Genomic DNA, 25,532 nt, shown 5'->3' on the forward strand with positions numbered 1-25,532 from the left:
TACCCTCCAATGCCACCCATGCGCGATGGGGCAACGGGAGTAGAGGAGGCTTTGGTTAATATTCCCGAGGAATCAGGAACGCGGGCTGCCGCTCGCGCTGCGCTCAACGGACATAAAAAAGGCCTTCTGCGCTTCCTACCGTTCCTGGGGCCTGCCTTTATCGCTTGCGTAGCCTATATTGATCCCGGCAATTTTGCCACCAACATTCAGGGAGGCAGCGCCTTTGGCTATAATCTGCTCTGGGTCATTGTCCTGGCAAATCTGATGGCCATGCTGATGCAAACCATGTCAGCCAAACTTGGTTTAGCAACTGGAAAGAACCTGGCCGAGCTCTCTCACCTTCATTTTAAGAAGCCAGTTGTCTATGCTATGTGGATCATCTGTGAAATTATGGCGATGTCTACAGATCTAGCCGAATTTCTGGGCGCCAGTATCGCTATCAATCTCCTATTTGGCATCCCCTTGCTCTATGCGACCCTCATTACGGGAGTTGCTACCTACCTGATCCTGACACTGGAACGTCGTGGCTTTCGTCCCTTAGAGGCCGTGATCATCTCCCTGGTGGGAGTAATTGCCATCTGTTACGTAATCGAGACCTTTCTCTCGCGTCCCAATTGGGGGCAGATCGGCTTCCATGCTGTGATTCCCTGGCTGGGCGGGACGCAGAGCGTGCTCTTCTCTGTGGGTATCATCGGCGCAACAGTCATGCCGCATGTCATTTATCTGCACTCTTCGCTGACTCAGCAACGCGTCATTCCGCGAAGTGAAGAGGAAGCGCGTAAAATCTTTCGTTGGAGCATTCCTGATGTAGTAATCGCGATGGGACTGGCTGGTCTGGTCAATATGGCAATGCTCTATATGGCGGCCGCCACTTTCCACGCCAATGGCAAAGCCGATGTCGCAGATATCAACAGCGCCTACCAGACCCTGGCGCCCTTATTAGGAGGCACAGCCAGCCTGGTTTTTGCTATCTCCCTGCTGGCCTCTGGTCTCTCCAGTTCCACAGTGGGAACAATGGCTGGACAGGTGATTATGCAAGGATTTGTAGGCTTTACCATCCCAGTCTGGTTACGACGACTTGTAACCATGCTTCCAGCCATACTTGTCGCAGCCATCGGTCTCAACCCGACGAACACGCTTGTGGTCAGCCAGGTCGTGCTAAGTTTTGTCCTTCCTCTCCCAGTCATTACGATGATTATGTTCACACGGCGCCGCGACCTGATGGGCACACTGGTAAATAAGCCGCTAACTACGTGGGCCGCCATTGCTTGTAGTGCAGTTATTCTTAGTCTCAACGTCTGGCTGCTATACTCCACTTTTGCCCCGCTTCTTGGTTGGTGGCTGCCTACCTAAGGCGAGGATAAACAGGAGTACGCAAAGCCAGGCCAATAAGCATCATGTCTTACCGTCAAAAGATTGTAGCATATAGAAGGAGGCATATAGATGAAGAACTTGCTAAAGCGAGTTGGGAACTTCTTTTTGCACTTTGTGCTGCACGTTGCGCTGGAAAGCTTCATCCTCTCCCTCATTTTTGTGTGAGTGCGAATGAGGTTTGGCCGGGCTCATGAAGTTGCCTACTCTCTGTGATGAGAAGATAAACCAGACAGGAAATGTTTAGCAGCCAGAGGCAAAACTTCTGGCTGCTCTCTTTGCAGGCTCTTAACAAAGTGCTCATCACTTCAAACAATCTCTGGCTACTACACTGCCTGCTATATTAACTTTATGGAGCTCCGATCACTGGAAATGCGGTATGGCATGCGCGTTTGTGTTGACCGAAGCATGCTTGCAGCTAATATCATTATTTACTTTTCTGCTCATTACATCTAAAATGTTTAAAGAATATCTTTGGCTATTAGCGTACAATTTACATTTAAATAACAGAATGTCATTCTAGCATATTCTGGACAAAACATCACCTGCCATAGATAAAATTCTTTTTGTATTTTTTACAAGTGGATAAGCTCTTTATGACTATAAGCAAAATAGCATGTAGGAGCCTATAAAGATCGAGGAAAACGAATGCAAGAATCGCAGACAGATAAATGGGCACAGTGGCTCATCCATGGTCGATGGAAAGGAGATTCTCAAACTGAAGAGGAGCAGAAACAAGCTTTTTTTTATCCAGTTCGTAATACGTTATTGAACTGGGCTAAGCTGGAGGGCAACGAGACGGTTCTGGATATTGGATGCGGTGACGGCTTGCTCGCCTTCGGGGCACTGGAGAGGCTCGGTCCAGGAGGGAAAGTCATCTTCAGTGATATCTCTTCTTTCCTTCTGGACCATTGCCGAATGCTTGCTGAGCAGAAAAATGCCATAGAGCAATGCCAGTTTCTTCAGGCCTCGGCAGAGGATTTACGCAAGCTTGCTGATAACTCCATAGATGTCATTACCATACGCTCCGTCCTGATTTACGTCCAGGATAAGCAACAAGCCTTCTCCGAATTTTATCGCGTCCTGCGTCAGGGAGGCCGGGTTGTCCTCTTTGAACCAATCAACCGCTTTAAACCTCTAGAGCCCTTTGGCAAGGTAGCTTTTGAGCATCTTTTCTGGGGATATGACGTGACTCCTATTCAATCAATTGCTGACAAGGTTCAGGCAGTCTTTGCTCGTCTGCAGCCGTGGGACACAGATCCTATGTTCAATTTCGATGAACGTGATATGCTCACTTACGCACAAAAAGCTGGTTTTAACAGCGTCGACTTTACACTAAATGCTAGTTGCGTGCCTGGTGAAGAGCCAGCACGTTGGGATATCTTCTTAAAAAAGCAGCAAAATCCTCTTGTACCAATGTTGCAAGAAGCTCTGCAACAAGCCTTAAGCCCTGACGAAATGGCACAATTCGAAGCTCACTTGCGCCCGCTCGTTGAGGCGGGACAGGATATTCACCGCCATGGGCTCCTCTATCTGCGGATTGAGAAATAGCCGCATAGGCTTATATCACGCCTAGAAATTGTCCTCTAAGCACCCGCTCCAGCAAGGATGAAGTCAGCCACAGCATGGTGCGTGCATTGCCAGGATGGGCCGCCAGGGCAAGGGTTCCGCTGCCCGCGGCAGTAAGGCGGGAGTGGAGTTCGTGGGTAAAGAGAAGGTTTGCCAGCTTCGATTGTGCGTACGCTTCCGCTGGCTGGTAGTGTTGCTCTAAGTGTAGGTCCTCAAAGTGCATAACGCCACGTCGATGGGCCAGGCTGCTCACAGTCACAATCCGCGAGCCGGGGGTGGAGAGGAGCCGATCTAGAAGCAAACAAGTGAGCGCAAAGGGTCCCAGGTGGTTTATGGCGAGGGTCAACTCAAAACCGTTCTTGGTGCGTTGAGGGGGATCTCCATCACTCCCACATTATTGATAAGCAGATCCAAGCGAGTAGAGAGGGCGCGAATCGTAGTCGCGGCCTCACGTATGGAGGCAAGGGACGCAAGATCAAGCCGCACCACCTGCACCTTCGCCGAGGCGTCTCCAGCCCGAATCAACGCCGCTGCGCGCTCAGCTTTGTCCAGATCCCGGCATGCAAGCAGAACAGTCGCACCACGCAGAGCCAATGCCCTTGCCGTTTCCAGACCCAGGCCTTGATTGGCGCCTGTGACGACAGCAACGCGCCCAGATTGATCGGGAAGTGAAGCCGCTTGTCCACCTCTCGCTCGCGAAATGTGCCTGTGCCATGAGAGATTCCTTCTAGAACGAGCTTCTGCTCGTTCCAACAGACCGTAATCTGAAAACCTATCAGATAATACAGACTTTCCCCGTCTGTCAAGGGGGTTATAGACCTTTTTACACTTAACCTTTGCTTTCGCCAAAGAGACCTTTTTGAATTTTCAACTGTTGACGCGTCTCTATACATAGAGGGAAACTTCTATAAGTTCGTAATGCTATGGAGGGCAAAACGATGCTTGATCCAACTAAGGTAATACATACTGCTCGTCAGGGCCACTATCCAGCTGATTGGCAGGTTTTCCCCAGTAAGAGCCGACTGGGCTGCGCTATTGGCATCGCGATCTTTCTTCTCTGCTTTGGTATTGTTTTTGGCAGCTCCCTTGGTATCGCCGTTACTAGCGGCTTAGAGATTTCTTCTTTTCGCCTGGAAACTTTCAATATCGCGAGCCCCCATATTGATGGGCCCGGCCTGGTCGCCGCACTGGTCGTTGCAGGGCTTTTTTTGTTGGCCGCTGTTTGGATCGTCAGGGGCAGCCTGCTAGAAGGGCATTCATTACTGGTGCTCTTGCCAGAAGGGGTGGTCGAATGTTACCGAGGCCAGAAGGACAAAATTGCCCACCTCTCTTTTAACATGGTACAAAAGATGGATATGGACAAGCAAATAACTGTCAGAGGCGATACAGAAGACCGAACAAGCTCCAGCACCGACTACTGGTTCAATGTCTACTATAGAGAGAATAGGTATGTGAAGTGGAATATTCACGACTGTTACGGAGATCCGATTGTCATAGGAGGAAATATTATTGCAGCTTTTGAGCACTATCAGCGACAGCAGATGCAACAGAAATAGCCTCCCTACAGGGCTTTTGTACTGAAATGTTGTCAAGAGGTTGATACTTAAATTAGTGGGCAAAAATCGGGGAAAATACCGCTTAAGCCCAAATTTTCACAGATATGCACAGCTTCGCCGTACCTACTGTCTACTCAAGCCACGCTGGAGAACAAGAAAGGCGAGGTGCGAGCAGATGCATCTCGCCTTATTGGAGAAGGTCATATGCATCGTGCGCCACTTCCCAAAGAGAGTGAGGCACGACGCAAAGTGACTGCTCAGGAACAAGCTCCATCATAGCCGTCCACAGGATCATTAGTGCCAGCTTGGAGCGATACCGGCGTCAAGATTGGCTGACCGGGCTCTCCGATGAGCACTGCGACTAAGAGTGCGTTCCGTGAGGGACTCGGATTGTTGGCAAGGAGATGGATGCATCCATTCGGCTCATAGAAGACATCGCCTTGCTTATACACTGTGGGAGCATGCCCCCGCATCTCAAAAAGCACTTCTCCCTCTACGACATAGCCAAAAACAGGGCCAGGATGACGGTGGGGAAAAGGCCCCTGGGCTCCTGGCTCGAATGCAACTGTATGTACGGTGACCTGTGACTCGTGAGGAACTTGAATCAGTTGTTCTAAGAGAATAGTTGTTTCCTTCTTCGATGCCGGGTAAGGGCCCCTCTCTCCATACCAATCGTTCATAAACTCAGCCCAGGTTTTCTTTCCCACGGCAGCGTGAGAACAGAGATGATTCTTCTGGCTAAAGACTGCAAATAGCGAGTTAGGAAGCTCTACTGGCCGCAGGGTCGCTGTTCTTCCTCGTCGCCGAAGATAGGTCTGAAGCAGCTCCTCTAATGAAAGTATTTGTGGCCCTCCCAGTTCCTGCACCTGTCCGCTCACTCCTTGGTTCACCAAAGATACCAGGTAATCAGCCACATCACCAATATCAATTGGTTGCAAATGTACATCGGGCGGAGTTGGAATAATATTCAATGTATCGGTTCCAAGTGATTGAATAAGCCGCAGCACAAAGGAATGGAACTGCGTGGCGCGTACTATAGACCAGGGAAGGTGTGATTGCTCGACTACCTTCTCCGCTTCATATTTTGCTCGATAATAACCAGTCCTGGCGTAATCAACGCCAACGATGGAGACATAAATGAAATGGGGCGAACCACTCTCGCGGGCGGCCTGAACGAGCATGCGTGTTCCACCAATATCAGTCGCCAGCGCTCCTTGAGGCGAACTGGCGCAATGAATGATGGCATCGACCCCCTCGACGGCCTCGCGTAGCCCCGCTCCTGACGTCAGATCGCCGATTAGCACCTCAACGCCTGGCGGAAGATCAGGATTAATTTGACGACTCAACACGCGCGGGGTAAGGTGCTGAGCAAGCAATTGCGCAACTACCGCGCGCCCTAAGTCGCCGGTCCCTCCTGTGACTAAAATGTGTGCCATGTTGTATCATGATCCTTTCTTTTGCTGTCTGATTGCCTCCATTCACAGGTGGCAGGCAGAAAGCCTTCGTGCCATCTGCGGACGCGGATTATCTTCAGGTTGAATCTTCTTTCGTTCCTTGTGAAGATCATCTCTTAACGAAACTCTAGCAGAAAATTGGCTTGCCCAAAATGGCCATTATAGGATATGCTAAGGCGGCCATTATTTATGCTGAGAACCAGAGGAGACGGCTTATGCCAAAGCCCACACCACAAATTCCGTTGCCCGGCATCCAATTGGATGCGAGCGCCAGCCTGCCCCTGCACCGTCAACTCTATGAGCAGCTTGGCCGAGCCATTCGTGCTGGGTATCTGACACCAGGGACCCGATTGCCCTCAACGCGTGCCTTCGCCCGCGAATTGGGCGTCTCGCGCACGACGATCGAAGAGGCATATCAGGATCTCTCTGCCGAGGGGTATATTGAGGGGCAGGTCGGAGCAGGAACCTACGTCACGAAGCATCTTTCCGAAAGCCTCTTCCAGGTAACAACCATGTCTACGGAGGTGGCACAGCCTTCCGTACCTGTGAGTGGGTATGCAGGCTTATCACAACGTGGAAGACAGATCACCACACTCTCATTGCCGCCCGGCTTTGGCAGCGGCGACGCCCGCTACCCTTTCCGTATCGGCCTCCCCGCGCTTGAGAGCTTTCCATTGCAGGAGTGGACACAAACAGTCACGCGAGTGCTGCGTCAACTTTCCCCCTCGCTGCTGAGTTATCCAGATCCGGCGGGATTTCGCCCCTTGCGGGAGGAGATTGCGACCTACCTCACTCTTTCGCGGGGCTGCCGCTGCACAGCAGACCAGGTGATTGTGGTTGCGGGTGCGCAAGCGGGACTGTCGCTTGCGGCACGCCTGCTACTTGATGCGAGAGATGCAGCCTGGATAGAAGATCCAGGTTATCCCTATGCGAAAGCTGCGTTTGAGGATGTAGGAGCCACTGTTGTGCCAGTTCCCATTGATGAAGAGGGGATAGATGTTGGGATCGGGAAGGCGAGATGCCCAGATGCCCGGCTCGCCTACGTGACTCCCTCGCATCAATTTCCTCTAGGCGTGACTATGAGCCTTGCCCGGCGCTATGAATTGTTGCACTGGGCACAAGCTGCCGGGGCCTGGATCATTGAAGACGACTACGATAGCGAGTATCGCTACCTTGGTCGTCCTATTCCGGCGCTGCAAGGGCTTGAAGGAGCAGAGCATGTGCTCTACCTGGGAACCTTTAGTAAAGTCCTTTTTCCCGCATTACGTCTCGGATATCTGGTCGTCCCGCCATCGCTAGTCGATGCTTTTGTAGCCGCCCTGCGCACAGCAAATGTCTTCCTGCCGATACTTGAACAGGCAGCAGTAGCAACCTACATGAGGGAGGGAAATTTCGCTCGCCATATCCGCCGCATGCGTTCATTGTATGCGAAACGAGGAAACTTCTTGTGGGATTGTGCCAGAAGCTCTCTTGGAGAGGTACTCACTATTGAACGACCAGCCGCCGGATTACATCTTGTCGGCTGGCTCCCAAAAAGCACCGATGATCGCGAAATGGCGCGCAAGGCGGAGAGGCAGCGCATCATCGTTTCTCCCCTCTCAGCCTACCGTATGGAGCCTACTGGTCGTGGTGGCGTTCTACTCAGCTATGCTTCCTGGACCGAACGAGAGATTGAGGAAGGAGTGCAGCGCCTTGCGCGAGCATGGAATACCAGGCAGGGATAGAGAAAGAGAGACCCACATCCAGTGCGCTTCCAGGGAAGCTAGTCATAAAAATGCTACCGGAAGTATTTCGCAAGGTGCTTTCAAAGTGCTTTCAAGAAACGCCGTTGGAGAGATCAAGGGGATTTGCGACTTTCACATACATCAGGCATGTTACGACGTGGTGTCATCCATTATATCAAGCTTTATCTATGTTATAATAGCAGCATATGCAACCAAAGCACCTTGCCGGTGAACTGGCTACGCAGCTCATTCTGGCCTCTTTGGCTGGATAAGGTTCCAACCAAAGAGATTGTAGACACTGTGGCTACCAGATGAATAGCAGAACAGATCCGGCGAGCAGGATGCCCATAGCAATATTGAATATTCTCGCGGTTCGTTTGGTGGAGAGCAAGCGCTGTAAGCCCGCACCAAAGGCCAGCCAGACGAAACAGCTTGGCGCAGCGGCAAGCAGAAACAGCAGGCCAAAGCCAAGCGCTTGCCTGAAGGCGACACCTGCCCCGACCACGGGATGCAAGTAAACGCTTACTGCGCTGACGCTGACAAGCCATGACTTAGGGCTAATCCATTGAAAGGCGGCTGCACCAAAAAACCCGAGTGGCCGCTTCTCTACTGGCGCCTCACTGTAGCTTGCCGTGGCGATCTTCCACGCCAGCCAGAGCAGAAAGCCCGTGCCTCCCACTTTGAGAATCAGGATGAGCGTCGGGCTTGCCAGCACAACATTGCCAAGTCCGAAGGCAACTATAAACATCATAAAGCTCATCCCGCCGGCGACACCTGCCAGGCAAGGAAGTCCACGAAGCAGTCCAACTTTAGCTCCGGTCGAGGTTAAGATTAAATTGCTGGGTCCCGGGGTAATAGCGGCAACGACCGCAAAGAGTAAAAAGGTAATAATTTGACCGGCTGTCATTGCTGAGATTCCTCCTCACACTAGACACTTGAGGTCAATCGTTATGATTGAGAAGCATAGCAAAGCCAGCGGCGCTGGTCTTGAACGATTGTGCACGCAGGACTGGATGCAAAGCACGGAAACAGAATATGGGATAGAATTCTTCGAGGCCTGGTTTCAGAGGAGCGCTTACCAGAAGCACCGCCACGATACTTACGCACTCTGCCTGACGACCACTGGCGTGCAGGCCTTCACCTATCGCGGCGCCACGCAGATCAGCCTGCCCGGCCAGGTTGTGGTCTTGCACCCCGATGAGCTTCATGATGGATATGCCGCCACACAGGAGGGCTACGGCTATCGTCAATTGTATGTGGAACCGGCGCTGATCTTTGAGGCGCTCCAGGCCATGCGCCCGCGCCACTGCTCGCTGCCCTTTGTGCGCACGCCCGTGGTAATGAATCGGAAATTGTCAGCGGCGATCATTGCGGCTTTTCAGGGCACACGCGAGCCGCTGGCCATCGATAGCATCATCGTGCAATTGGCCGAGGGCTTGCTGGAGGCCGATCCGAGTTGCCAGCAGATCGCGCAGCCTCGGCATCTCGACGTTGTGGCGCTTAAGCGCGCCCGCCAGTACCTTGACACGCAGAAAACGCGGGTCGTCCATTCGAGGGAGTTGGAGGCGATAACGGGGCTGACGCGCTACGAACTGGCCCGCCAGTTTCGCCAGATGTGCGGGACCAGTCCGTACCGCTATCTGCTTATGCGCCGCCTTAATCTTGCGCGCGAACAGCTGGTGCAGGGCCGCCCACTGGTTGACGTTGCCCTGGAAGCTGGCTTTGCCGACCAGGCGCATTTCAGCCGCATGTTCAAAGCTACCTTTGGCTTCACGCCGGCCCTTTACCGCACCCTGAGCATCTGAAGCTCACAACGGGAAATAGCCTACGAGCCGATTGCTCACGAAGCCTTGTCTCCTATCTGCGCTTTCTCTGGGGAATCCGCAAGCCATTTCAAGGCAAGCAACTCAAGTTGAGGCTGCGCTTTTGTCCATCAGTTGCCACAAACTGTCAAATACTGCATTGTATTTGAAGCGTCCTTCACCTTTATCATAGCTTTGAAATTGGGGATCGTGGAGGAGCCGAAGTAAGCGCTGTTCTATGTCGTCGCGTGCAGCCGGGCAGCGTGCGCCTATCTGCGCTAGCGCCTTTGCGTAGGCATTTCGTAGCCTATAATCTTCATGGTCTAACCCCCGTAACAGTGCCTCAAGTGTAGTCTCTTCTCCCTGGCTCAGCGAGCCAGCCAGTTTAGTGGCTTCTATTTGCATCTCAAGATCCGTGCTATGCTGTAGCGCTGCGTACAATACGCTTATAATCTGATCATTAATGACGCCAAGCAGTTTCAGGCAATACGCAGCTTTATAGCGCACATTTTCATCTTTATGTAGCAAGCATTCATTTAAGACTTGTATTGTTTGTTCTGAAAGACAATCTGGCTTGAGGAGTACATTTAAGGAATAGTTAACTCCAACCAGAGGAGATTCATTCTGGACTACTTGTAAGACGATGGCATCTAATATAGACCCAGAAGGAGAAAGGAAACAGAGAACTCTCAACGCTGCCCTCCGCACTCCTGGATGCTGATCATGAAAGGCCATATACCTTATCTTTGCGATCACCCATCCAGGCCTTTTCTCTGGCTTTAAATTGCCTAAATAACAACACGCTTGAGTAAGGACATATCGTCGTACATAGGGGTTTTTACTGCGTAGCAGCTTAATAATCGCAAATTCGGTAGCACGCGAAGTATAATCTATACTCCACAAAATCCCTATTAACTTGGCTCGAACTTTGATACCGGTTTTCTCCCAGTCCCGAGAGAGTGCTTGCAACAATTCAGATGAAAGATAGTCAGATCTTATAAAGCGTAGGGCAATTACTGCCAATTCCTGAATGAATTTGTCTCTACTGCGGAATGCCTTGATCAATTCATATAGCAACTTCACGCGGTCTTGTTCTTCCACCTTATGAAGTTGCAAAGCTACTATATAAAAACGTCCTGGCCTTTCTGTAGCGAGAAGCTGATAGAGCGGCGCCGCAGGTATATGTTCTACTAAGTCAATTAAGCCAAAGGCATCCATTGCTGATCTCCACTGAATATAGATCTGCGCTTCCTGCGCACTACAGCTGATGTCAATCAGCCTAGAGAGCACATCTTCAGAGACCTGTTTAGCCTCTATCAGACCGCGAGCAGCCTGGATGAAACGATCTCTATTTTCATCATGTAGATAGCTTCTCAAGGTCTCTAGCACTTCGGAAGATCGTCTTCCCAGTCGGATGAGGCTTTGTGCCGCATGTAAAGAAACATCGCGATCGGGGTCATGCAGGTTCCTTTTGAGTAGCTCAGCAAGCAGTTCTGCAGCCTTGCTCTCCTTGAGGGCACGCAATCGGCCGTTTATAGCTCTTTTATAGCGCTCATAACGCATAGAGCCGGACTGATAGAGCATCTCGTTAGCCAGGCGGTCCAGCAGTTGACGCTGTATGCGGGGACTTACAGGGATCTGGTCCTCTAAGCAACGCAGAGCGAAGCGGTAATCGCGACCCAACAGCTTTTCATACTTGCTCGGCTGAAAGCCCAGATCTTGCGCCTCTTCGCCCCGGGCCAGGATCGCCGTCTCGACTAATTCAGCCGCATCCTCGGGCGAATCCAGGCTCACAAAGCCCAGAGCCAGCAAGATCACTTCTCGCCAGCGTGGATCGTGCAGGTGCTGGCGAATCAGCCTAGCGCGCGTTTTGCTGCGCGCCACCAGGTAGCGGGCCGCGTAGTATTCCTCAAAGGTAAGGTGCATAAAGCCGTAGCGCCCGGGCGCGCGCTCGACAAAGAGTCCGGTATGTTCTCTTACTTGGCGCAAAAACTTTTTCACCTCGTGCAGAATGTCCGGGTGATCTTCCTCCCAGGAGAGCCCTTTGATAGCAGCCCAGGCTTGGCCAAGCTCCTGATAGACTTCCCGCTCCGTGGCAATACCTGTGGGCTTGTTGACGTGTAGCCAGTAGGCCAGGCGACCCAGCAGCCGGGTGAGATAGCTCTCCTCGACCAACGCCGATTCGGGCACGCCTTGCGCAACACGCCAGGTGCGGGCCAAGGTATCGGCGGCCAATCTATACAGCTCGATACGGCGCTGGGGCAGTTGGGCGCCCGTGCGATGGATCAGGGCCAGAATGCGCAACAATAGCGGATTAGCAGCTAAGCGCCGCACACCTGGCGAATCTTTAATGGCGTGCATGATGCCCTCGATTTCGAGGCCGGCGGTAAAGGCGCGCGCTTCTGCAGAAAGCTCCGGCGTCTGCGCAGCTTCGACAGCCGGGCACCAGGCCTGCAAAAAAGCCTCGATCTGCTCCTCATCCATCTCGCAGACAAGATAGTGGTTAAAGCTGGCGTTAAGATGCACCGTGCGATAGCCGGCCACGCGACTGGAAACTATGAAGCGATTGCCATCCTGGCCATAATGCTGGACAAAAGCCTCGATCTGCTGCACGACTTTGAGGCGCTCATCGGTCTCCGCGACTTCATCTAGGCCATCGAGCAGGATGAGACAGTTGCCCTGGCGCAACTGCGTCACCAACACATCAGTCAATTGGCGGCTCGCACATTCGTACTTGCGACAGTAATCTGTGAGAAATTCGCTCAACGCTTTGCCCTGGGGTAGGCCATACTCGGCATAGTCGGCAATGCGTAGGAGCAGGGGAAAGCGCGCGGGACCCAGTTCAGGGCTAGCCTCTGGTCTATGCTCGTAGAGGGCTTGCGCATGTTTGAGGGCCAGGTAGCGCAAAAGGGTAGTTTTGCCGCTCCCGGGATCGCCAAGGATAACCAGGCGCTCAAAACTGGTCGCAACTTCGGCCAGGTCCAGGACATGCGTCTTTTCCAGGGCGGCCCGCGATCCGCCCATGAAGCGGGCCATGACCTGCTCACGCCTATCTTCGGCCTCGACGAGATCGAGCGCGCTGCGGGCAAGCTGCGTTTCCAGGGCCGCAAGCTCCTGACCCAATAGATAGCGATCGACGGCATTCGAGACATCATCCCGTTGGGCGCGCAAGGAGATATACGCGTCCTCTAGCTTGACCTGTACCTGGCGCTGGGTCTGATAGGTTCCGCGCGGATCAAGATAAAGGTTGCGCTCAATCACCCAGCGCAGATAGCTGCGCGTGCTCTCTGCCAGGTCCTTGACTGGTTGGAGATAATCCCGAATGGCATGCACATCATCGGTGAGCGTGGTTAGCTCGTGGGAGGCCAGTTCCAGGGCGCGATCATTCAAAAAGTCTCGTAGCGTCGGCTCGGCTTTGAGCTCGTGCTCAAGGCTATGCAGGAAATAGGCGGCGATAGGCCTCAATTTCTGGAGGCGCGCTTCCTGCAGTGACGTGCCGTTTCCGTTAAGGGAGCTGGCCCAACAGCGGGCTAGGGTCGTTGGCTCGGGTTGCCCGTCGCGCAGGAGCAATTGAGCCAGCACAGGGGCGCCGTCGTGTTCGAGAAAATGGCGGTCGAAGCACGAAGCCGCCCATTCTGGGTACTGCTGGGCAAAGTCCAGCAAGGCTTTTTGCAAGGCGCGCCCAAAGGCAGCTTTGCCCGGATCGGGGAGAAATTTGCTGCGGATCTTTTCACCGGCTCCGCTTTGCTCCAGCAGATAGCCGAAGACATTATCAACAATCAGGGGGATGAGCCACTCCATAGCATCCTCAATTCTGCACGAGATCATCTTGATCTCACTTCCTACTCGTATTTCCTAGTGTATCAATTTGTTTCACGCAAGACAAGAGGACTAGCCTATTTTCTCTCTATCTTCTTAATATTCTATTTCCTTCATCTTGCGAGCAGCCGATTGATATTGACCTGCAACATATGACTCTCACCAGCATAATCGCTCCCCCAGCCATGCGCTAACAAGCGATCCTGCCTAATCACGCATCCCATGTGTTGAGCCAGAGAGGACCAGATAAGCGCAAGAGTTGGGGATCATCATCGGCCGTAACCAGCCGTGTTTTTCTTGCAGACATATAATCTTCTCAGCTGGCGCCGGGCCAAGTACGATATGCAACTTCTGACGTATATATAAGCGACAGCAAAAGATGCCGCCGGTATCTCTCTGTCCTCTAGCTCCTGGCCAGGTAAGCGATGAGCATCAAGAGCCATCTGTAGCGCTGCCGCACGAGGCGACGCGCACAGCTATGGCTTATTGAATTTATAATCTATGTTCATGCCAAAGGTGATGACTAGATTTAACAAAATATATTAGGAGAAGATCATGGACGATCTACATAACATAATAATTAGAAGAACTCAGCATGATAACGGGGAAGAAGATCGAGCTCAGGCTAAGCTCTCACGCCGGTCTTTCTTTCTACGATCCGCGGCTACCGCTGCAATTACGACGCCCATTGCCGGCCTGCTTGTAGCCCAAACTGCTCATGCGGCCTCGCGCTCCGCCCACAACTTGAGCGTAAGTGACGCATTTCACGAAATCAGAAAAGATGAAGATGCTCATGTAGCCTTCCTCAAAGCGACGTTGGGCCGAGCTGCGCGTCCCAAACCAAGGTTCAAGAACTTACAGCAGCACAGCTCTGCATCTTTCGTGAACCTCTCTCTAGCGTTTGAAAATGTTGGTGTTGGGGCCTACTTGCAGGCAGCACCGGCGCTCAGCAGTAAGGCCCATCTGACGGCCGCTAGCTCGATGCTGACGATTGAAGCCCGGCACGCTGGCTACCTCAATGCGCTAGTGGGTAAACTAATAAGCCCTAATGGAGCCTTTGACAGGCCCATCTCGCAATCCCAGATCGTCAAAGATGTCTTGCCCTTTATCGATAATCTTAATGGAGGTCCCGATCCGGCTAAGGCGCTGAAGAATGATACTGACATCTTGAACTTCGCCCTACTTCTAGAATATCTCGAAGACGAGTTCTACGATATCAACGTTCCGAAATTCTATTAGTTAAAACCCCGTGTGCAAGTTGCTTTCTGCTGGCGGCGCCGCCCGTTCGCATCAGCTTGCACATCGCGTTAGTTAAACAGTGTAGGGAGGGATAGCACATATCCTGACTCGGCTTCTGGCTCTGCTCATCCAGGGAAACGCTTGAGCGGAGTCAGAAGCCCCAAAGAAAGTTTATCCACCCAATGTAAGATTGGTTTCCCTTACTTTTTAGGAAGGACTGAGAGAGACAAGCATATCATTCTCTCCTTAGCAGGTGCTGGGTCGAGTATGACCTTATCAGACACCAACGCAATCAGCGCTATTCATCTTCTTGCTTTCTCCCAAAACTTACAATTTCCTGTAATCCAAACACGCTGGCAGGCGTATGTATAAGCGACAGCAAAAGATGACACGTGACATCGCACCTTTTTTCTCGTTCCCGGCCAGGCAAGCAATGAGCATCAAGATGGTTACACGCTATCCTGGCAAAGGCAGACCATAGGTAGCACTGTTTAGCAGAAAACCTGTATGGCTGCCATGTCCTGAGTTTATATTCACGCCAAAAGTGCGCACAAGTTTTAGCGAAAATGCATAAGGAGAAGATCATGACCGATCTACATGATGTGACTGAAAGAGGTCTGCAAAATAAAGGGGAAGAAGATCGCGCCAGAGCTAAAGTCTCGCGCCGGTCTTTCTTTCTTCGCGCTGCGGCTACCGCAGCGATTACCACACCCATTGCCAGCTTGCTTGTAGAGCAAACTGCTCATGCGGCCTCGCGCTCCGCCTACAATTTAAGTGCCAGCGACGCATTTCACGAAATCAGAAAAGATGAAGATGCCCATGTTTCCTTCCTCAAGGAGGCGCTGGGCAAAGCTGCGCGCCCCAAACCAAAGTTCAAGGACTTACAACAGCACAGCTCTGCATCTTTCGTGAACCTCTCTCAAGTATTTGAGAATGTAGGCGTTGGGGCCTACTTGATGGCCGCACCGGCGATCAGCAATAAGGGTAACCTGGCAGCTGCTGGCTCGATTCTGACGATTGAGGCCCGGCACGCCGGCTATCTCAATGCGCTGGTAGGCAAACCTTTGAGCGGCAATGGAGCCTTTGACAAGCCCATCTCGCAGTCTCAGATCATCAAAGATGTCTCACCTTTTATCGATAATCTCAACGGGGGCTCTAATCCGGCCAATGCGCTGAAGAACGACATTGATATCTTGAACTTTGCCCTGCTCCTGGAGTATCTCGAAGCCGAGTTCTATGATATCAACGTTCCGAAATTCTATTAGTTAGCGAAGTCGGGGAGAGAACGTAAAGCATCCTGGTCTGACCCCTGGCTCCGCTCATACGGGGGGAAAGTTTGAGCTGAGTCAGAGGTCGCCAGATTGACTCTATTCCCCAAGGCGAGGCTGGCTTCCCTTCTTTTCTTAGAAAGGACCGAGAGAGGACAGTAATAGTCCCTGCAGTACAAGGAGCTTCCGACAGAGTGCACCAACACTCACAGGCAGTCCCTTTGATGGTAGAACGGAGCACATATGTATGGATTGTCAGGAATTTGAAGAGCTCTCGGGGGCCTATGCCCTGGACGCCCTTACTCCAGAAGAGAAGCGTCTGGCCAACGAGCATCTTGCCCAATGCTCGGCTTGCCAAAAGCTTGCCTCCGAATTGCAAGCAACCGTAAACCTTCTTCCGCTCTCGGTACGCTTAGTAGAACATTCACCCCTCCAAAAAGAGGCACTTTTCGCGCGCATACAGAGCACATCCCCAAATGCGCAAATACGAGAGCACACACGATTTGCCCGCCGGCGTCCTCTCAGGCGTCGAACCGCCTGGCGTGCATTGCTGGCCGTAGCGGCTCTGCTTGTGATCCTCCTCGCTGGCATGACCTTCTGGAATGTAAATTTACAGCATCAGCTAGCCACACGCCCCTCCGCTCCTATCGTGTACATAGTGCATGGAACAGGGAGCTCAGCGCAGATCAATGGAGAAGCAGTTTTTCTGCCCCAGCAGCAGGAGACAATCTTGATTGTCCACGGCCTGCCCAGGCTCTCCGGAACCCATATTTATCAAGGCTGGCTTTTACGCAACCAGCAGCCAACCAGCATAGGCACACTCAGCCTCAATCAGGGTACCGCAGTTCTGCGCTTCCCTGGCAACTTACAGGCCTATGAGGCAATTGCGGTCAGTAAAGAGCCCGGGCCTGGAGCAAGCCAGAGCGTACCAAAGGGACCAATAATCATGATGAGCTCTCTCAAAGAGCCTGCCACACATGGGCAATTACAGGAGGAGAAGACAGGCCACATCCTTCTGACTGGTTCACAGGGGAAATGGAGCGCACACGTTTGAGAGGAGAAGGACTGTATGGGCATATTTAGGAAGAAGCAGCAAAGTGGGCAGCGCTCTTATATAGCGGAAGCAGCAATAGATCATCTTAGCGATGAAGAGCTTATGTCAGCTATTGCGCACGGCACTATCGAGGCCATTGAAGCGCTCTATGACCGGTATCATCAGCTTCTCTACTCACTTGCCTATCGCATGGTTGCCGATCATCAAATCGCTGAAGATCTCCTGCAGGAGACTTTTTTGTCTGTCTGGCAGCATGCCGCCATCTATTCGCCAGGCGCTGGCTCGGTGAAGACCTGGCTGTGCTCAATTATCCACCACGATACTATCGATTATCTACGCAAGCTCCGCCGACGCTCCACGCTCGGTAACGTGACGCTGGAAGCGGTCGAGGAGGAAAGCAATGCCAATGATACTGATGTGTGGGATGAAACATGGCGTAAGCTGCAGGGTGTTCAGGTCCACAAAGCGCTCATGATGCTGCCCAAAGAACAGCGCCTGGTCATTGAGTTAGCCTATTTTGGTGGCTGGACGCATACAGAGATCGCTGATGGTTGTCAGATACCGCTAGGCACGGTCAAAGCACGCATGAGGCTGGGGCTGCAGCATCTAAGACATCAGCTCTTAACGCTGGGGATCGATGAATTCTAAGCTTATACTGAGCTTGAAAGCACTTTTTAACGATTGTAGCTTTACAATCCTTCTAAAGTAGTTTACGCTACGCTCAAGCGATGCAGAGCAGACGCGATGCACGCTCTAGCAGAACAAATAAAAGACACGATCGCCAACATTTATGTAATAATGGTATGCGACGTAATTATGCTTTCAGGAGAAATTCAACAAGGGCTCGATCTATAGAGGTTTTATAGCATCAGGAGGAGAAGCTTGCAGGCAAGATCCATCTTCTCACATATCATAGATGAACACTTTGAAAGCGAAGTGACATTTCTACAACAGCTTATCCATGCGCGAAGTGCGAATATCTATACAGCCGAGACCTCACCAGTAGATATCCCACTGGAAGCTGAGGTGGCAGACGCGATTAGCCAGAAGATGCATTCCTTTGGTTGGCAACCAAGACTACTCGGTCTTTCCAAACAGAGGCCTAACGTGCTCTATATACGGCCAGGCAAAGTCGAAGGAAAAACGTTGATCCTCAACACACACATGGATACGGTGCCAGCAAGCAAGGGCTACATGCACGATCCATGGGATGCACAGATTGAAAATGGCAAACTCTATGGGCTTGGAGCGGCAGACGCCAAAGCCCAGATCGCTGCCTTTATCTATGCCCTGCGCGCCTTAGATCTAGCAGGCATCGAATTAGCTGGTACGCTCAAGCTTGCCTTTGTAGTGGATGAGGAAACAGGAGCTAATTCCCCTTACGGAACTCGTTATTTACTTGAACAAGGTCTTCTTGATGGCGACGCAGCCCTTATCGGCGAGCCAGGGGATAGCAAAATTGCCCTTGGACATCGCGGGATCTTCCGTTTCCACATTCGCATCCGAGGGGAAGCAGTTCATACAGGGCTTAAGGAGTGGGAGGAGGGAACCAGGGGAAGCAATGCGATTCTGGATATGTCTTGCCTTATTCAAGCTCTTTCTGCCTGCACATTTCCACATAGGCCTTCGCCAGCGTTCCCAGGTCGCAAGAATGTGCTTACATTTCCCACTCTTATTACCGGTGGAAGAGGAATCAATATCGTTCCAGAGACCTGCGATGCCTACGGTGATATACGTCTCCTGCCAGGCTTAGCAGCTGAGGAGATTAGAGCAACGATAGAACAATGCCTTGCTCCACTAGAAATCCCCTATGAACTACAAGAAATTGTATTTGTTCCTGCTGTGGAAACACCTCATAATGCAGATATTGTGAAGACCCTGGCCCGATCAGTCGATGAGATAAGCGGGACTTCACCTCGTTTGGAAGGTGCCGGCCCTGCTTGCGATGGCTGGATGTTCTCCATGAGAGGCATAGAAACGATTTGCGGCTACGGAGTGCGTTGTGGAGGTGTCCATGGAGCGGATGAGTGGGCAGACCTTGACAGCTTGCGAAGGGTCACCGAAATCTATGCCCTCACCATCTTAAGATATCTGGGACAAGCATAAGCAAAGATGCTTATCACTTGTCCTTGATGACCCGAATTTTCAGGCGGCTGCCAGTTGCATTCTGCGTAGATAGCTGATGCGCGCAACCAGGAAGTAAGCGATAAAGCACACAAGATAGAGCAACGAAACAGGAACAAAGGCCTGCATGATGAGCGCCTCTATCCCCAGTTTAGAAAACTGGTTTGTGTGGCTCATGGATACCAGAAGATGCGCCAGGTCCAGCAGGGCCACCACGCTATGAACGAGCGAGAGTGCAAGCGGGAGAAAGAAGAGCAGCAGAAATTCACGGTTCAGCAGGCGCGCGGCCTCCCGACGTCGGAAACCAATGCGCTTCAGAGCATGAAACTGGCGCCGATCCTCCTCTTGCTGCGTAAAAAGCTTAAAGTAAATGGCACTGCCCGCGGCCAGGAAAAAGAGACAGCTAATAAAGAAGGCGGCAAAGAGCATCACTGAGAGAATCTGCTTTCCATTATTGAAGTTTGTCACTGTCTCGGTGAGCAACGTCTGCTGCACGGCCGGTAAGCGTTGATGGAGGGCAGTGGCAATGGGTGCACTCTGCTGCCAGTTGGACAACACATAGCTATAGGCCTGCCAGCGCCGAGTACGCGGAACGCTGTTCTCTAAGTGGGCATAGAGATCATCGGTCACCACCACTACATTTGTCGTGAGATCGTTATCGTCTATGCCATACCAGAGGTTTATAACTCGCACCTGCTTTGTAGCGAGCTGCAAGTTGATTGCGCTCTTCCCAACGACTAGCTGGCACTGCTGAAAAGAAAAGCTATACCTGGCATCGGGAGTAGAGATATATCCCTGAGAGCCGCTACTGAGAGGATGAGCATTGTCCTGGTTTTCTGTGAAGTCGGGATGGGCCAGGCGCTCGACCTCTTGCAGACGGGCAAAGCTAGAATAGGCCATAACCAGAGCTGGTACGGTATGTCGGCCCTGGCGCACATTAGCTGTGATGAAAGCTGTCTGCGCGGCCGCTTGCAGAGAAAAGTGCTGACGCTCAATTTCGTGTCGCACTTGCTCAGGGGTAAGCGCGGCAGGATGGGCCAAGTTGCTAAGCAATTGGAAGGAGAAAGGTACTTCGCGTACTGTCTGCGCCTCAAAGACTTGCAAACCTCCATAGATGGTTCCCATCCCAATGAGCACTACGGCGTTAAGCACGGTAACAACTGTAAGCATGCGTGCATAGTCACTCATCCGATGTGAGAGGCGAGACAGCAACAACAGGCGCATCCCAGAAATACCGGGTTGGCGCAGACGATTGAGTAGCATTACAGAACACTGGCCGAACAACAGGTAGGTGCCAAAAATGCTCAAGCCGATAATCGGAAACATGGTAAAAGAGATCGAATCGCTGAACTGAAGGGCCATATCATAGGCTGCAGCAAGGCACAGCAGTCCCAGTAGCACGGAGCGCCAGGAGGCCACCGGCGGTTCCTGCTGCGTACGCGCACCCAGCAAGAGAACGCGCGGAGTGCTTCGGGTCACGTGCAGAGAGATCCAGCAGGCCTCCAGCAAAAAGACAATCCCGAAGAAGATGCCGGTTGTAAGAAAAGTAGTTGCAGGTATGGCGAACGGCAAGGTCATAGGAAGCGCAAGAATAGCCAGCATGGCCAGCTGGAAAAAGTATGCGCACATGATGCCCAGCGCAATTCCTATCAACAGAGCAAGTAGACCGATGAGCAGGCTCTCATAAAAGATCAGTCGTCCAATCTGGCGCGGAGTTACGCCCAGGGTCAAAAGCAGGCCGAACTCTTTGTTGCGCGCACGAATGAGCGCGGCATGGAAGTAAAAGACAAAGAAGATAGCGAACAGAGCGACAAGGACCCGGAAGACTACGAGTAACTGGCTCGCAGTCTCGGTAATCGGCGCACTGCGCACTGTGGGATTATCGACAAAATTTGTGAACATGGCAAAGACCATCACAGCCAGGGTCGCGGCCAGCAGATATCCCAGGTAGCGCTGCATATTGCGCAGCATATTTTTTGTGACAAGATTACGCCAGCTCATGGCCGCCCTCCACATGTGCCAGAGCATCAAGGATGCTTTGAAAGAACTGCGGCTGGCTGCTGCTGCGCTGAAGTTGGCAGAAAACGCGTCCATCCTTGATAAAGACCACGCGCTGGCTATAGCTGGCAGAGAAAGGATCGTGTGTGACCATCAGAATCGTCGCCTGTTGCTGGCTATTCAATTGCTGAAAGAGCTCCAGCAGCGCACGGGCCGAGGCCGAATCAAGATTGCCAGTTGGCTCATCGGCCAGCAATAGACGCGGCCGATGAATAAGCGCACGGGCCACGGCGGTTCGCTGCTGCTGACCGCCCGAGACCTCGTAAGGATAGCGCTGCATCTGCTCGCCAAGGCTCAGAAAATGTAACATTTCATCCACCCGCTGGCGGATATCTCCACCTCCCCGCTTATCAAGACTCAGCGGCAAGGCCACATTTTCTGCCAGGGTAAGGGTATCTAGCAGATTAAAATCTTGAAAGACAAAGCCCAGGTTGCGCCTGCGAAAAAGCGCCAACTCATCAGCATTGAGGGCAAGCATATTTTCCCCTTGCAAGCAGAGCTCGCCGCTCGTAGGCCTATCGAGTCCCGCCAGAATGTTCAACAGGGTTGTTTTGCCACTGCCCGATGGTCCCATAATACTAATAAATTCCTGGCGATAGACATCAAGTTCTAAGCCATTGAGCGCCCAGGTCTCAAGCCCGTTGCGCGTGTTGCGATAAGCTTTAGTTAGCGCGCGCACATGCAAAAGCATGTCTGCAGACTGCGACTGTGGTAATCCGTCCACGGAATGCTGTGAGTGCGCTTTGTGCGCACCCTGTTGAGAATATGATTGCATGCTCGTTTTTTCCTTCTTTCCACGTTTGAAGCAAGCCCGTTGACGATTACTTTGTGCCTGATTTTGGGCGAGTGAATAGCACGCCGATAATTCCCAGCGCGGTTAGCCCACCAAAAATCGCTACATACTTTTCATGGACCTTTGTCGGCTCAGCATAATCAGGAACTGTTACGTGGTAGATGTTAGGGATGAGATTATAGATGCAGAGCAATAGGGCCACAATAGTGAATGCGATAGCACCATAAAACAAGATTGGATTTCTTACATTTCCCATAACTTTAAGCCTCTTTCCTATACTGTTCTACAGAAGACTGTTTGATCCTCATGATAAAAGAAAATTGCCAACAAATTATAAACAGAGGGCTGCTTCTGGCCAGTTTGGGAGAATGTTTGGAAAATGTTTCTATTTTCTGTTAGCTGAATATAATGCGAGAAAATGGTGTCCCTATCTTATCAGCAATGGCTCTTGTCACGGGTCCTTTGTCCATGCTATGCTCCCTTGCAGAACATTTGTCCTGACAAAAATTTAGAGGAGGATGCAATAGCCGCAACGCACAACAAGAACGTACAAGACTTCATAGTCATAACCTGTTATCTTACCTTCAGCTAAATCTATACATTGGCATGTTTTGTAGTCAAGCGTCCCATCCGGGCAGGAGATGTTATGTCACGCAAAGGCTGGTTACTCTTTATTGCAGTTTCCATATTCTGGGGTATCCCTTATCTTTTTATCAAAATAGCCGTCCAGGAGTTGGACCCGTCCGTGGTAGTGTTTGCGCGCGCCGTGATCGCAGCAACGATATTAATACCCATGGCAGTTCATGCCAGGACGATTTTGCAGCTTTTCAGGCACTGGCCTACTCTCCTCATTTTCTCACTTATTCATATGTTCGGCTCTTTTCTTTTGATCAGCTATGGCGAGCAACACCTCTCCTCCTCTCTTTCCAGTTTGTTAATCGCGGCAAATCCATTGCTGGTCGCCGTGCTTGCGCTTGGCTTCGATAAGAGCGAGCGCGTCAATGGCTTTCGTTTGCTTGGGCTACTGGTTGGCCTGATAGGCCTAATTGTCTTACTCGGCTTCGATCTGCGCGGCGATGGGCAACAATGGCTCGGGGCTCTCTTTATCCTCCTTGCCGCTACCGGCTACGCAATTGGTGCGCTCATGCTCAAACATGAGCCGCTTGTCAAAATGTCCCGTGTCTCTGTAGCCGCCGCAGAGTGTAGCATTACGGCCATACTGCTGCTCCCATTTACGATCACGCGCTTGCCAAGCTCAATCCCAAGTCCACAAGTGCTCGTCAGCTTACTTATTCTTGGCCTCATCTGTACTGCTCTTGCGCTACCTACCTTCTTCGCCCTTATCGCCGAAGTTGGGGCTAGCCGTGGTAGTGTTATCACTTATATCAATCCTGCTATTTCCGTGCTGCTGGGAGTGACCTTCCTCCATGAGCAATTCACCATTGCTACCGTAGCAGGCTTTCTCCTGATTATCGGCGGTTCTTACCTTTCTACTACTGGCTCTCTCCCATTTCGCGCCGCTCGCAAGCTGCCAAAGTCAGAAGTAGACTAAAGCGCTCACCACGTATTTTCTTGCGTTGCGAACCGGAGGGCAAAAGCTTACTGATTACTTTGCCTCTGGTTCGCGCCCGCGCAGGTGATATAGTTTATAATAAGCTACAGCCTAAGATTATAGAAGGTCGGCGAGCCTGGCGGTCAGAGGCAAGAAGATCGTGGCCAATGAGAGTATGTATCTTGAAGAAAGGCAAAGCGTGTTAGCGGGAGAAAATGAGATACGAGGCGCCATTTTAGTCGTCGATGACGAGGATGATATTGTCAAGTTTATTCAGGAAGCTCTTGAGGATGAAGGCTATACTGTGCATGTTGCCTTTGACGGCGCTCAAGCTCTGCAAGTCGCGCGGGAGCATACCCTTGACCTGATCATCCTCGATATCATGTTGCCACGGCGCAATGGCTTTACTGTCTGTCGCGAGTTGCGCGAAGAACTTGACATCCCCATTCTTTTTCTTAGTTCGAAACAGAGCGATGCCGATAAGATCCAGGGATTCAGCGTTGGTGCTGACGACTATGTGATGAAGCCATTCAGCATGAGAGAACTACTAGCCCGGGTTGAAGCCCACTTGCGCCGTGAGCGTCGTGGACAGCGGCGCGCCGATAAAGAGCATAACGAGACGCATCTGAGCTATGGCCAGTTGAGCATCGATTTTCGGGCCCATGAAGTGCGCTATGCGGGCGAACTGCTTGCCCTGACGCCCAAGGAATTTGAGATTGTCGAGATGTTCGTCTTGCATCCACGCCAGGTATTTTCGCGCGAGAGTATCTATGATCGTATCTGGGGTATGGATTCGCTGGGCGATACGAAAACCGTTACGGAACATATCAAACGCATTCGTAGGAAGTTCGCACAATATGATCCACGGACCGAATATATCGGTACCGTCTGGGGTGTGGGTTACAAATGGGAAATCGGTCCATCAGTCTAAAAGAAAATAGGCAAGGCCGCAGGCGCACAAGTTTCAGGCGCGTCTTTGTCTGGTATTGCATCGGTATTGTGGGCACGACCTTTGTCATTACCTGTTTTATCGAATTTCTGCTCATTTTCTGGTATATGGAGGCCAAACACGCGGCACCCATCATGCCTGGTCTGCCTATGGACGTTTTGGTGCTGCGACTCGCGCTCACCTTGCCATTTGTTATCCTGATTCTGGCGATCCTCTATTTCGCCTGGCGCATGGGACGCAGAGTCAGCCAGCCCGTCAATGAGCTAATGCAAGCCGTAGAAAAGATTCGTGAACAGGATCTGGATTTTACGATCACCTACAACGAGTCCAATGAACTTGGCGATCTATGCTATGCCTTCAATGAGCTGCGCAGTGAGCTGCAGGAATCGTTGAAACGTGAGTGGCGCAAGCAAGAGGAGTTGCGCACGATGGTTGCCGCGCTCTCGCATGATCTGCGCACGCCGGTGACGATCATCCAGGGGCATGTTGAAGGGCTTGGGCGCGCCGAGGCTGGGGAGAAACGCAATCAACGCCTTGAGCGCTCTCTACCTGTGCTGGAGGCCAGCAGCCAGCGTATGATGCGCTTGCTCAATGATATGTTACTGGTCTGCGCACTGGAGCAGACTGATTTTCTGATCCGGCCCCAGGCCATCAAGTTAGAGGAAGAGCTAGCCCGCAAGGGCCAGGTATATACGCTGCAAGCAGCCTCTTCGGGCATCGCTTTTGAGTATCGACTGCATCAACCGTCAGCCGATCCGCCTCCCGTTTTGCTTGATCTGCACCGTGTTGAGCAGGTGCTTGACAATCTATTTGAAAACGCGCTACGCTACACGCCGGCCAATGGCCAGATTTGCTTGACCTGTACATGCGATGCGCAGGCCCTCGTTTTTACCCTGCACGATAGCGGAAGTGGCATTGCGGCTGAAGATCTGCCCCATGTCTGGGAAAAATTTTATCGCGGCCAACCGCCTGCAGGTAAAAGATCCTCTAAAACCACCGGCCTGGGTCTCTATACCTGCAAATTGCTGGTAGAACGCCTTGGGGGCACAATTACCCTGCGCAATCACCCCAGCGGCGGCTGTGAGGTAAGCTTTCGTCTGCCAATAGTAGAGGCAAAAGCTTACTGAGGTCCCGCATGGCTATCTTCTGCTTGCTGCGGTCAGACAAATGTGCTTACGCTAGATGTATAAACGCCTTAAG

The 25,532-nt window shown here is 51.9% G+C and carries 22 protein-coding genes; 13 read left to right on the top strand and 9 right to left on the bottom strand.

Annotated features, from left to right (window positions below; translation table 11 throughout):
* Positions 1 to 18: 18 nt before the first annotated feature.
* Both EPA93_RS02455 and EPA93_RS02460 read left to right on the top strand, forming a co-directional pair.
* Entirely contained in the window at positions 19 to 1,353 is a 1,335-nt protein-coding gene (locus tag EPA93_RS02455; protein WP_129894414.1) for an Nramp family divalent metal transporter, read from the top strand.
* A gap of 666 nt (positions 1,354 to 2,019) precedes the next feature.
* Positions 2,020 to 2,922: a class I SAM-dependent methyltransferase gene (locus tag EPA93_RS02460; protein ID WP_129885512.1), complete on the top strand. Its 903-nt coding sequence runs from the start codon at positions 2,020 to 2,022 to the stop codon at positions 2,920 to 2,922.
* Between the two features lie 10 nt (positions 2,923 to 2,932).
* On the opposite strand, the gene EPA93_RS48970 is transcribed toward EPA93_RS02460, so the two are convergent.
* The gene (locus tag EPA93_RS48970) at positions 2,933 to 3,286 is read right to left on the bottom strand and encodes an SDR family NAD(P)-dependent oxidoreductase (RefSeq protein WP_207229424.1); all 354 of its coding nucleotides are present in this window, start codon (positions 3,284 to 3,286) and stop codon (positions 2,933 to 2,935) included.
* Positions 3,283 to 3,693, bottom strand: a complete 411-nt coding sequence (locus tag EPA93_RS48975) for an SDR family NAD(P)-dependent oxidoreductase (RefSeq protein ID WP_207229425.1) — start codon at positions 3,691 to 3,693, stop codon at positions 3,283 to 3,285. Before EPA93_RS48975 ends, EPA93_RS48970 begins: the two co-directional genes overlap by 4 nt.
* A 185-nt stretch (positions 3,694 to 3,878) precedes the next feature.
* On the opposite strand from EPA93_RS48975, the gene EPA93_RS02470 reads away from it, so the two are divergent.
* Positions 3,879 to 4,496, top strand: coding sequence for a hypothetical protein (locus EPA93_RS02470; RefSeq protein ID WP_129885513.1), 618 nt, complete (start codon positions 3,879 to 3,881; stop codon positions 4,494 to 4,496).
* A gap of 257 nt (positions 4,497 to 4,753) precedes the next feature.
* Here the strand turns inward: EPA93_RS02470 and EPA93_RS02475 are convergent, their stop codons facing one another.
* Positions 4,754 to 5,932: an NAD(P)H-binding protein gene (locus tag EPA93_RS02475; RefSeq protein WP_129885514.1), complete on the bottom strand. Its 1,179-nt coding sequence runs from the start codon at positions 5,930 to 5,932 to the stop codon at positions 4,754 to 4,756.
* 233 nt (positions 5,933 to 6,165) lie between these two features.
* Between EPA93_RS02475 and pdxR the strand changes: the two genes are divergently transcribed.
* On the top strand, positions 6,166 to 7,674 hold the full coding sequence (pdxR, locus tag EPA93_RS02480) for a MocR-like pyridoxine biosynthesis transcription factor PdxR (RefSeq protein ID WP_129885515.1): 1,509 nt from the start codon (positions 6,166 to 6,168) through the stop codon (positions 7,672 to 7,674).
* Between the two features lie 304 nt (positions 7,675 to 7,978).
* Here the strand turns inward: pdxR and EPA93_RS02485 are convergent, their stop codons facing one another.
* Positions 7,979 to 8,581, bottom strand: a complete 603-nt coding sequence (locus EPA93_RS02485; RefSeq protein WP_129885516.1) for a LysE family translocator — start codon at positions 8,579 to 8,581, stop codon at positions 7,979 to 7,981.
* A gap of 43 nt (positions 8,582 to 8,624) precedes the next feature.
* Here EPA93_RS02485 and EPA93_RS02490 point away from each other — a divergent pair, with 43 nt between their 5' ends.
* A complete protein-coding gene (locus EPA93_RS02490; RefSeq protein ID WP_129885517.1) occupies positions 8,625 to 9,479 on the top strand; it encodes an AraC family transcriptional regulator in 855 nt (284 codons plus the stop codon).
* 102 nt (positions 9,480 to 9,581) lie between these two features.
* On the opposite strand, the gene EPA93_RS02495 is transcribed toward EPA93_RS02490, so the two are convergent.
* Together EPA93_RS02495 and EPA93_RS50800 are read right to left on the bottom strand one after the other, a co-directional pair.
* Positions 9,582 to 13,304, bottom strand: coding sequence for an NACHT domain-containing protein (locus EPA93_RS02495; protein ID WP_129885518.1), 3,723 nt, complete (start codon positions 13,302 to 13,304; stop codon positions 9,582 to 9,584).
* Positions 13,305 to 13,408: 104 nt separating this feature from the next.
* A complete protein-coding gene (locus tag EPA93_RS50800) occupies positions 13,409 to 13,519 on the bottom strand; it encodes a helix-turn-helix domain-containing protein (protein ID WP_129885519.1) in 111 nt (36 codons plus the stop codon).
* A 331-nt stretch (positions 13,520 to 13,850) separates the two neighbouring features.
* Between EPA93_RS50800 and EPA93_RS02505 the strand changes: the two genes are divergently transcribed.
* The 5 genes from EPA93_RS02505 to EPA93_RS02525 all read left to right on the top strand — a co-directional run bounded on the left by EPA93_RS02505 (position 13,851) and on the right by EPA93_RS02525 (position 18,962).
* On the top strand, positions 13,851 to 14,534 hold the full coding sequence (locus EPA93_RS02505) for a ferritin-like domain-containing protein (protein ID WP_129885520.1): 684 nt from the start codon (positions 13,851 to 13,853) through the stop codon (positions 14,532 to 14,534).
* A 584-nt stretch (positions 14,535 to 15,118) separates the two neighbouring features.
* Entirely contained in the window at positions 15,119 to 15,799 is a 681-nt protein-coding gene (locus tag EPA93_RS48980; protein WP_207229426.1) for a ferritin-like domain-containing protein, read from the top strand.
* Positions 15,800 to 16,049: 250 nt separating this feature from the next.
* Positions 16,050 to 16,856: an anti-sigma factor gene (locus EPA93_RS02515; protein ID WP_129894415.1), complete on the top strand. Its 807-nt coding sequence runs from the start codon at positions 16,050 to 16,052 to the stop codon at positions 16,854 to 16,856.
* Between the two features lie 15 nt (positions 16,857 to 16,871).
* Positions 16,872 to 17,504, top strand: a complete 633-nt coding sequence (locus tag EPA93_RS02520) for an RNA polymerase sigma factor (protein ID WP_129885522.1) — start codon at positions 16,872 to 16,874, stop codon at positions 17,502 to 17,504.
* Between the two features lie 234 nt (positions 17,505 to 17,738).
* The gene (locus tag EPA93_RS02525; protein ID WP_129885523.1) at positions 17,739 to 18,962 is read left to right on the top strand and encodes a M20 family metallopeptidase; all 1,224 of its coding nucleotides are present in this window, start codon (positions 17,739 to 17,741) and stop codon (positions 18,960 to 18,962) included.
* A gap of 39 nt (positions 18,963 to 19,001) precedes the next feature.
* Here EPA93_RS02525 and EPA93_RS02530 read toward each other — a convergent pair whose 3' ends face one another.
* The 3 genes from EPA93_RS02530 to EPA93_RS02540 are packed head-to-tail and all read right to left on the bottom strand — an operon-like array spanning position 19,002 to position 22,087.
* Positions 19,002 to 20,981: an FtsX-like permease family protein gene (locus tag EPA93_RS02530; RefSeq protein WP_165422821.1), complete on the bottom strand. Its 1,980-nt coding sequence runs from the start codon at positions 20,979 to 20,981 to the stop codon at positions 19,002 to 19,004.
* Entirely contained in the window at positions 20,968 to 21,813 is an 846-nt protein-coding gene (locus tag EPA93_RS02535; RefSeq protein ID WP_207229427.1) for an ABC transporter ATP-binding protein, read from the bottom strand. The genes EPA93_RS02530 and EPA93_RS02535 overlap by 14 nt, the downstream gene beginning before the upstream one ends.
* A gap of 46 nt (positions 21,814 to 21,859) precedes the next feature.
* Entirely contained in the window at positions 21,860 to 22,087 is a 228-nt protein-coding gene (locus EPA93_RS02540) for a hypothetical protein (RefSeq protein ID WP_129885525.1), read from the bottom strand.
* Positions 22,088 to 22,477: 390 nt separating this feature from the next.
* Here EPA93_RS02540 and EPA93_RS02545 point away from each other — a divergent pair, with 390 nt between their 5' ends.
* The 3 genes from EPA93_RS02545 (at position 22,478) to EPA93_RS02555 (ending at position 25,459) form a co-directional block, all read left to right on the top strand.
* Positions 22,478 to 23,383: a DMT family transporter gene (locus EPA93_RS02545; RefSeq protein ID WP_129885526.1), complete on the top strand. Its 906-nt coding sequence runs from the start codon at positions 22,478 to 22,480 to the stop codon at positions 23,381 to 23,383.
* 160 nt (positions 23,384 to 23,543) lie between these two features.
* Positions 23,544 to 24,314 carry a response regulator transcription factor gene (locus tag EPA93_RS02550; protein WP_207229428.1) on the top strand — a complete coding sequence of 257 codons (771 nt, stop codon included), beginning with the start codon at positions 23,544 to 23,546 and terminating at the stop codon, positions 24,312 to 24,314.
* Entirely contained in the window at positions 24,290 to 25,459 is a 1,170-nt protein-coding gene (locus EPA93_RS02555) for a sensor histidine kinase (RefSeq protein ID WP_129885527.1), read from the top strand. The genes EPA93_RS02550 and EPA93_RS02555 overlap by 25 nt, the downstream gene beginning before the upstream one ends.
* The last annotated feature ends 73 nt before the right edge of the window (positions 25,460 to 25,532 follow it).

The organism is Ktedonosporobacter rubrisoli (assembly GCF_004208415.1).
Taxonomy (GTDB): domain Bacteria; phylum Chloroflexota; class Ktedonobacteria; order Ktedonobacterales; family Ktedonobacteraceae; genus Ktedonosporobacter; species Ktedonosporobacter rubrisoli.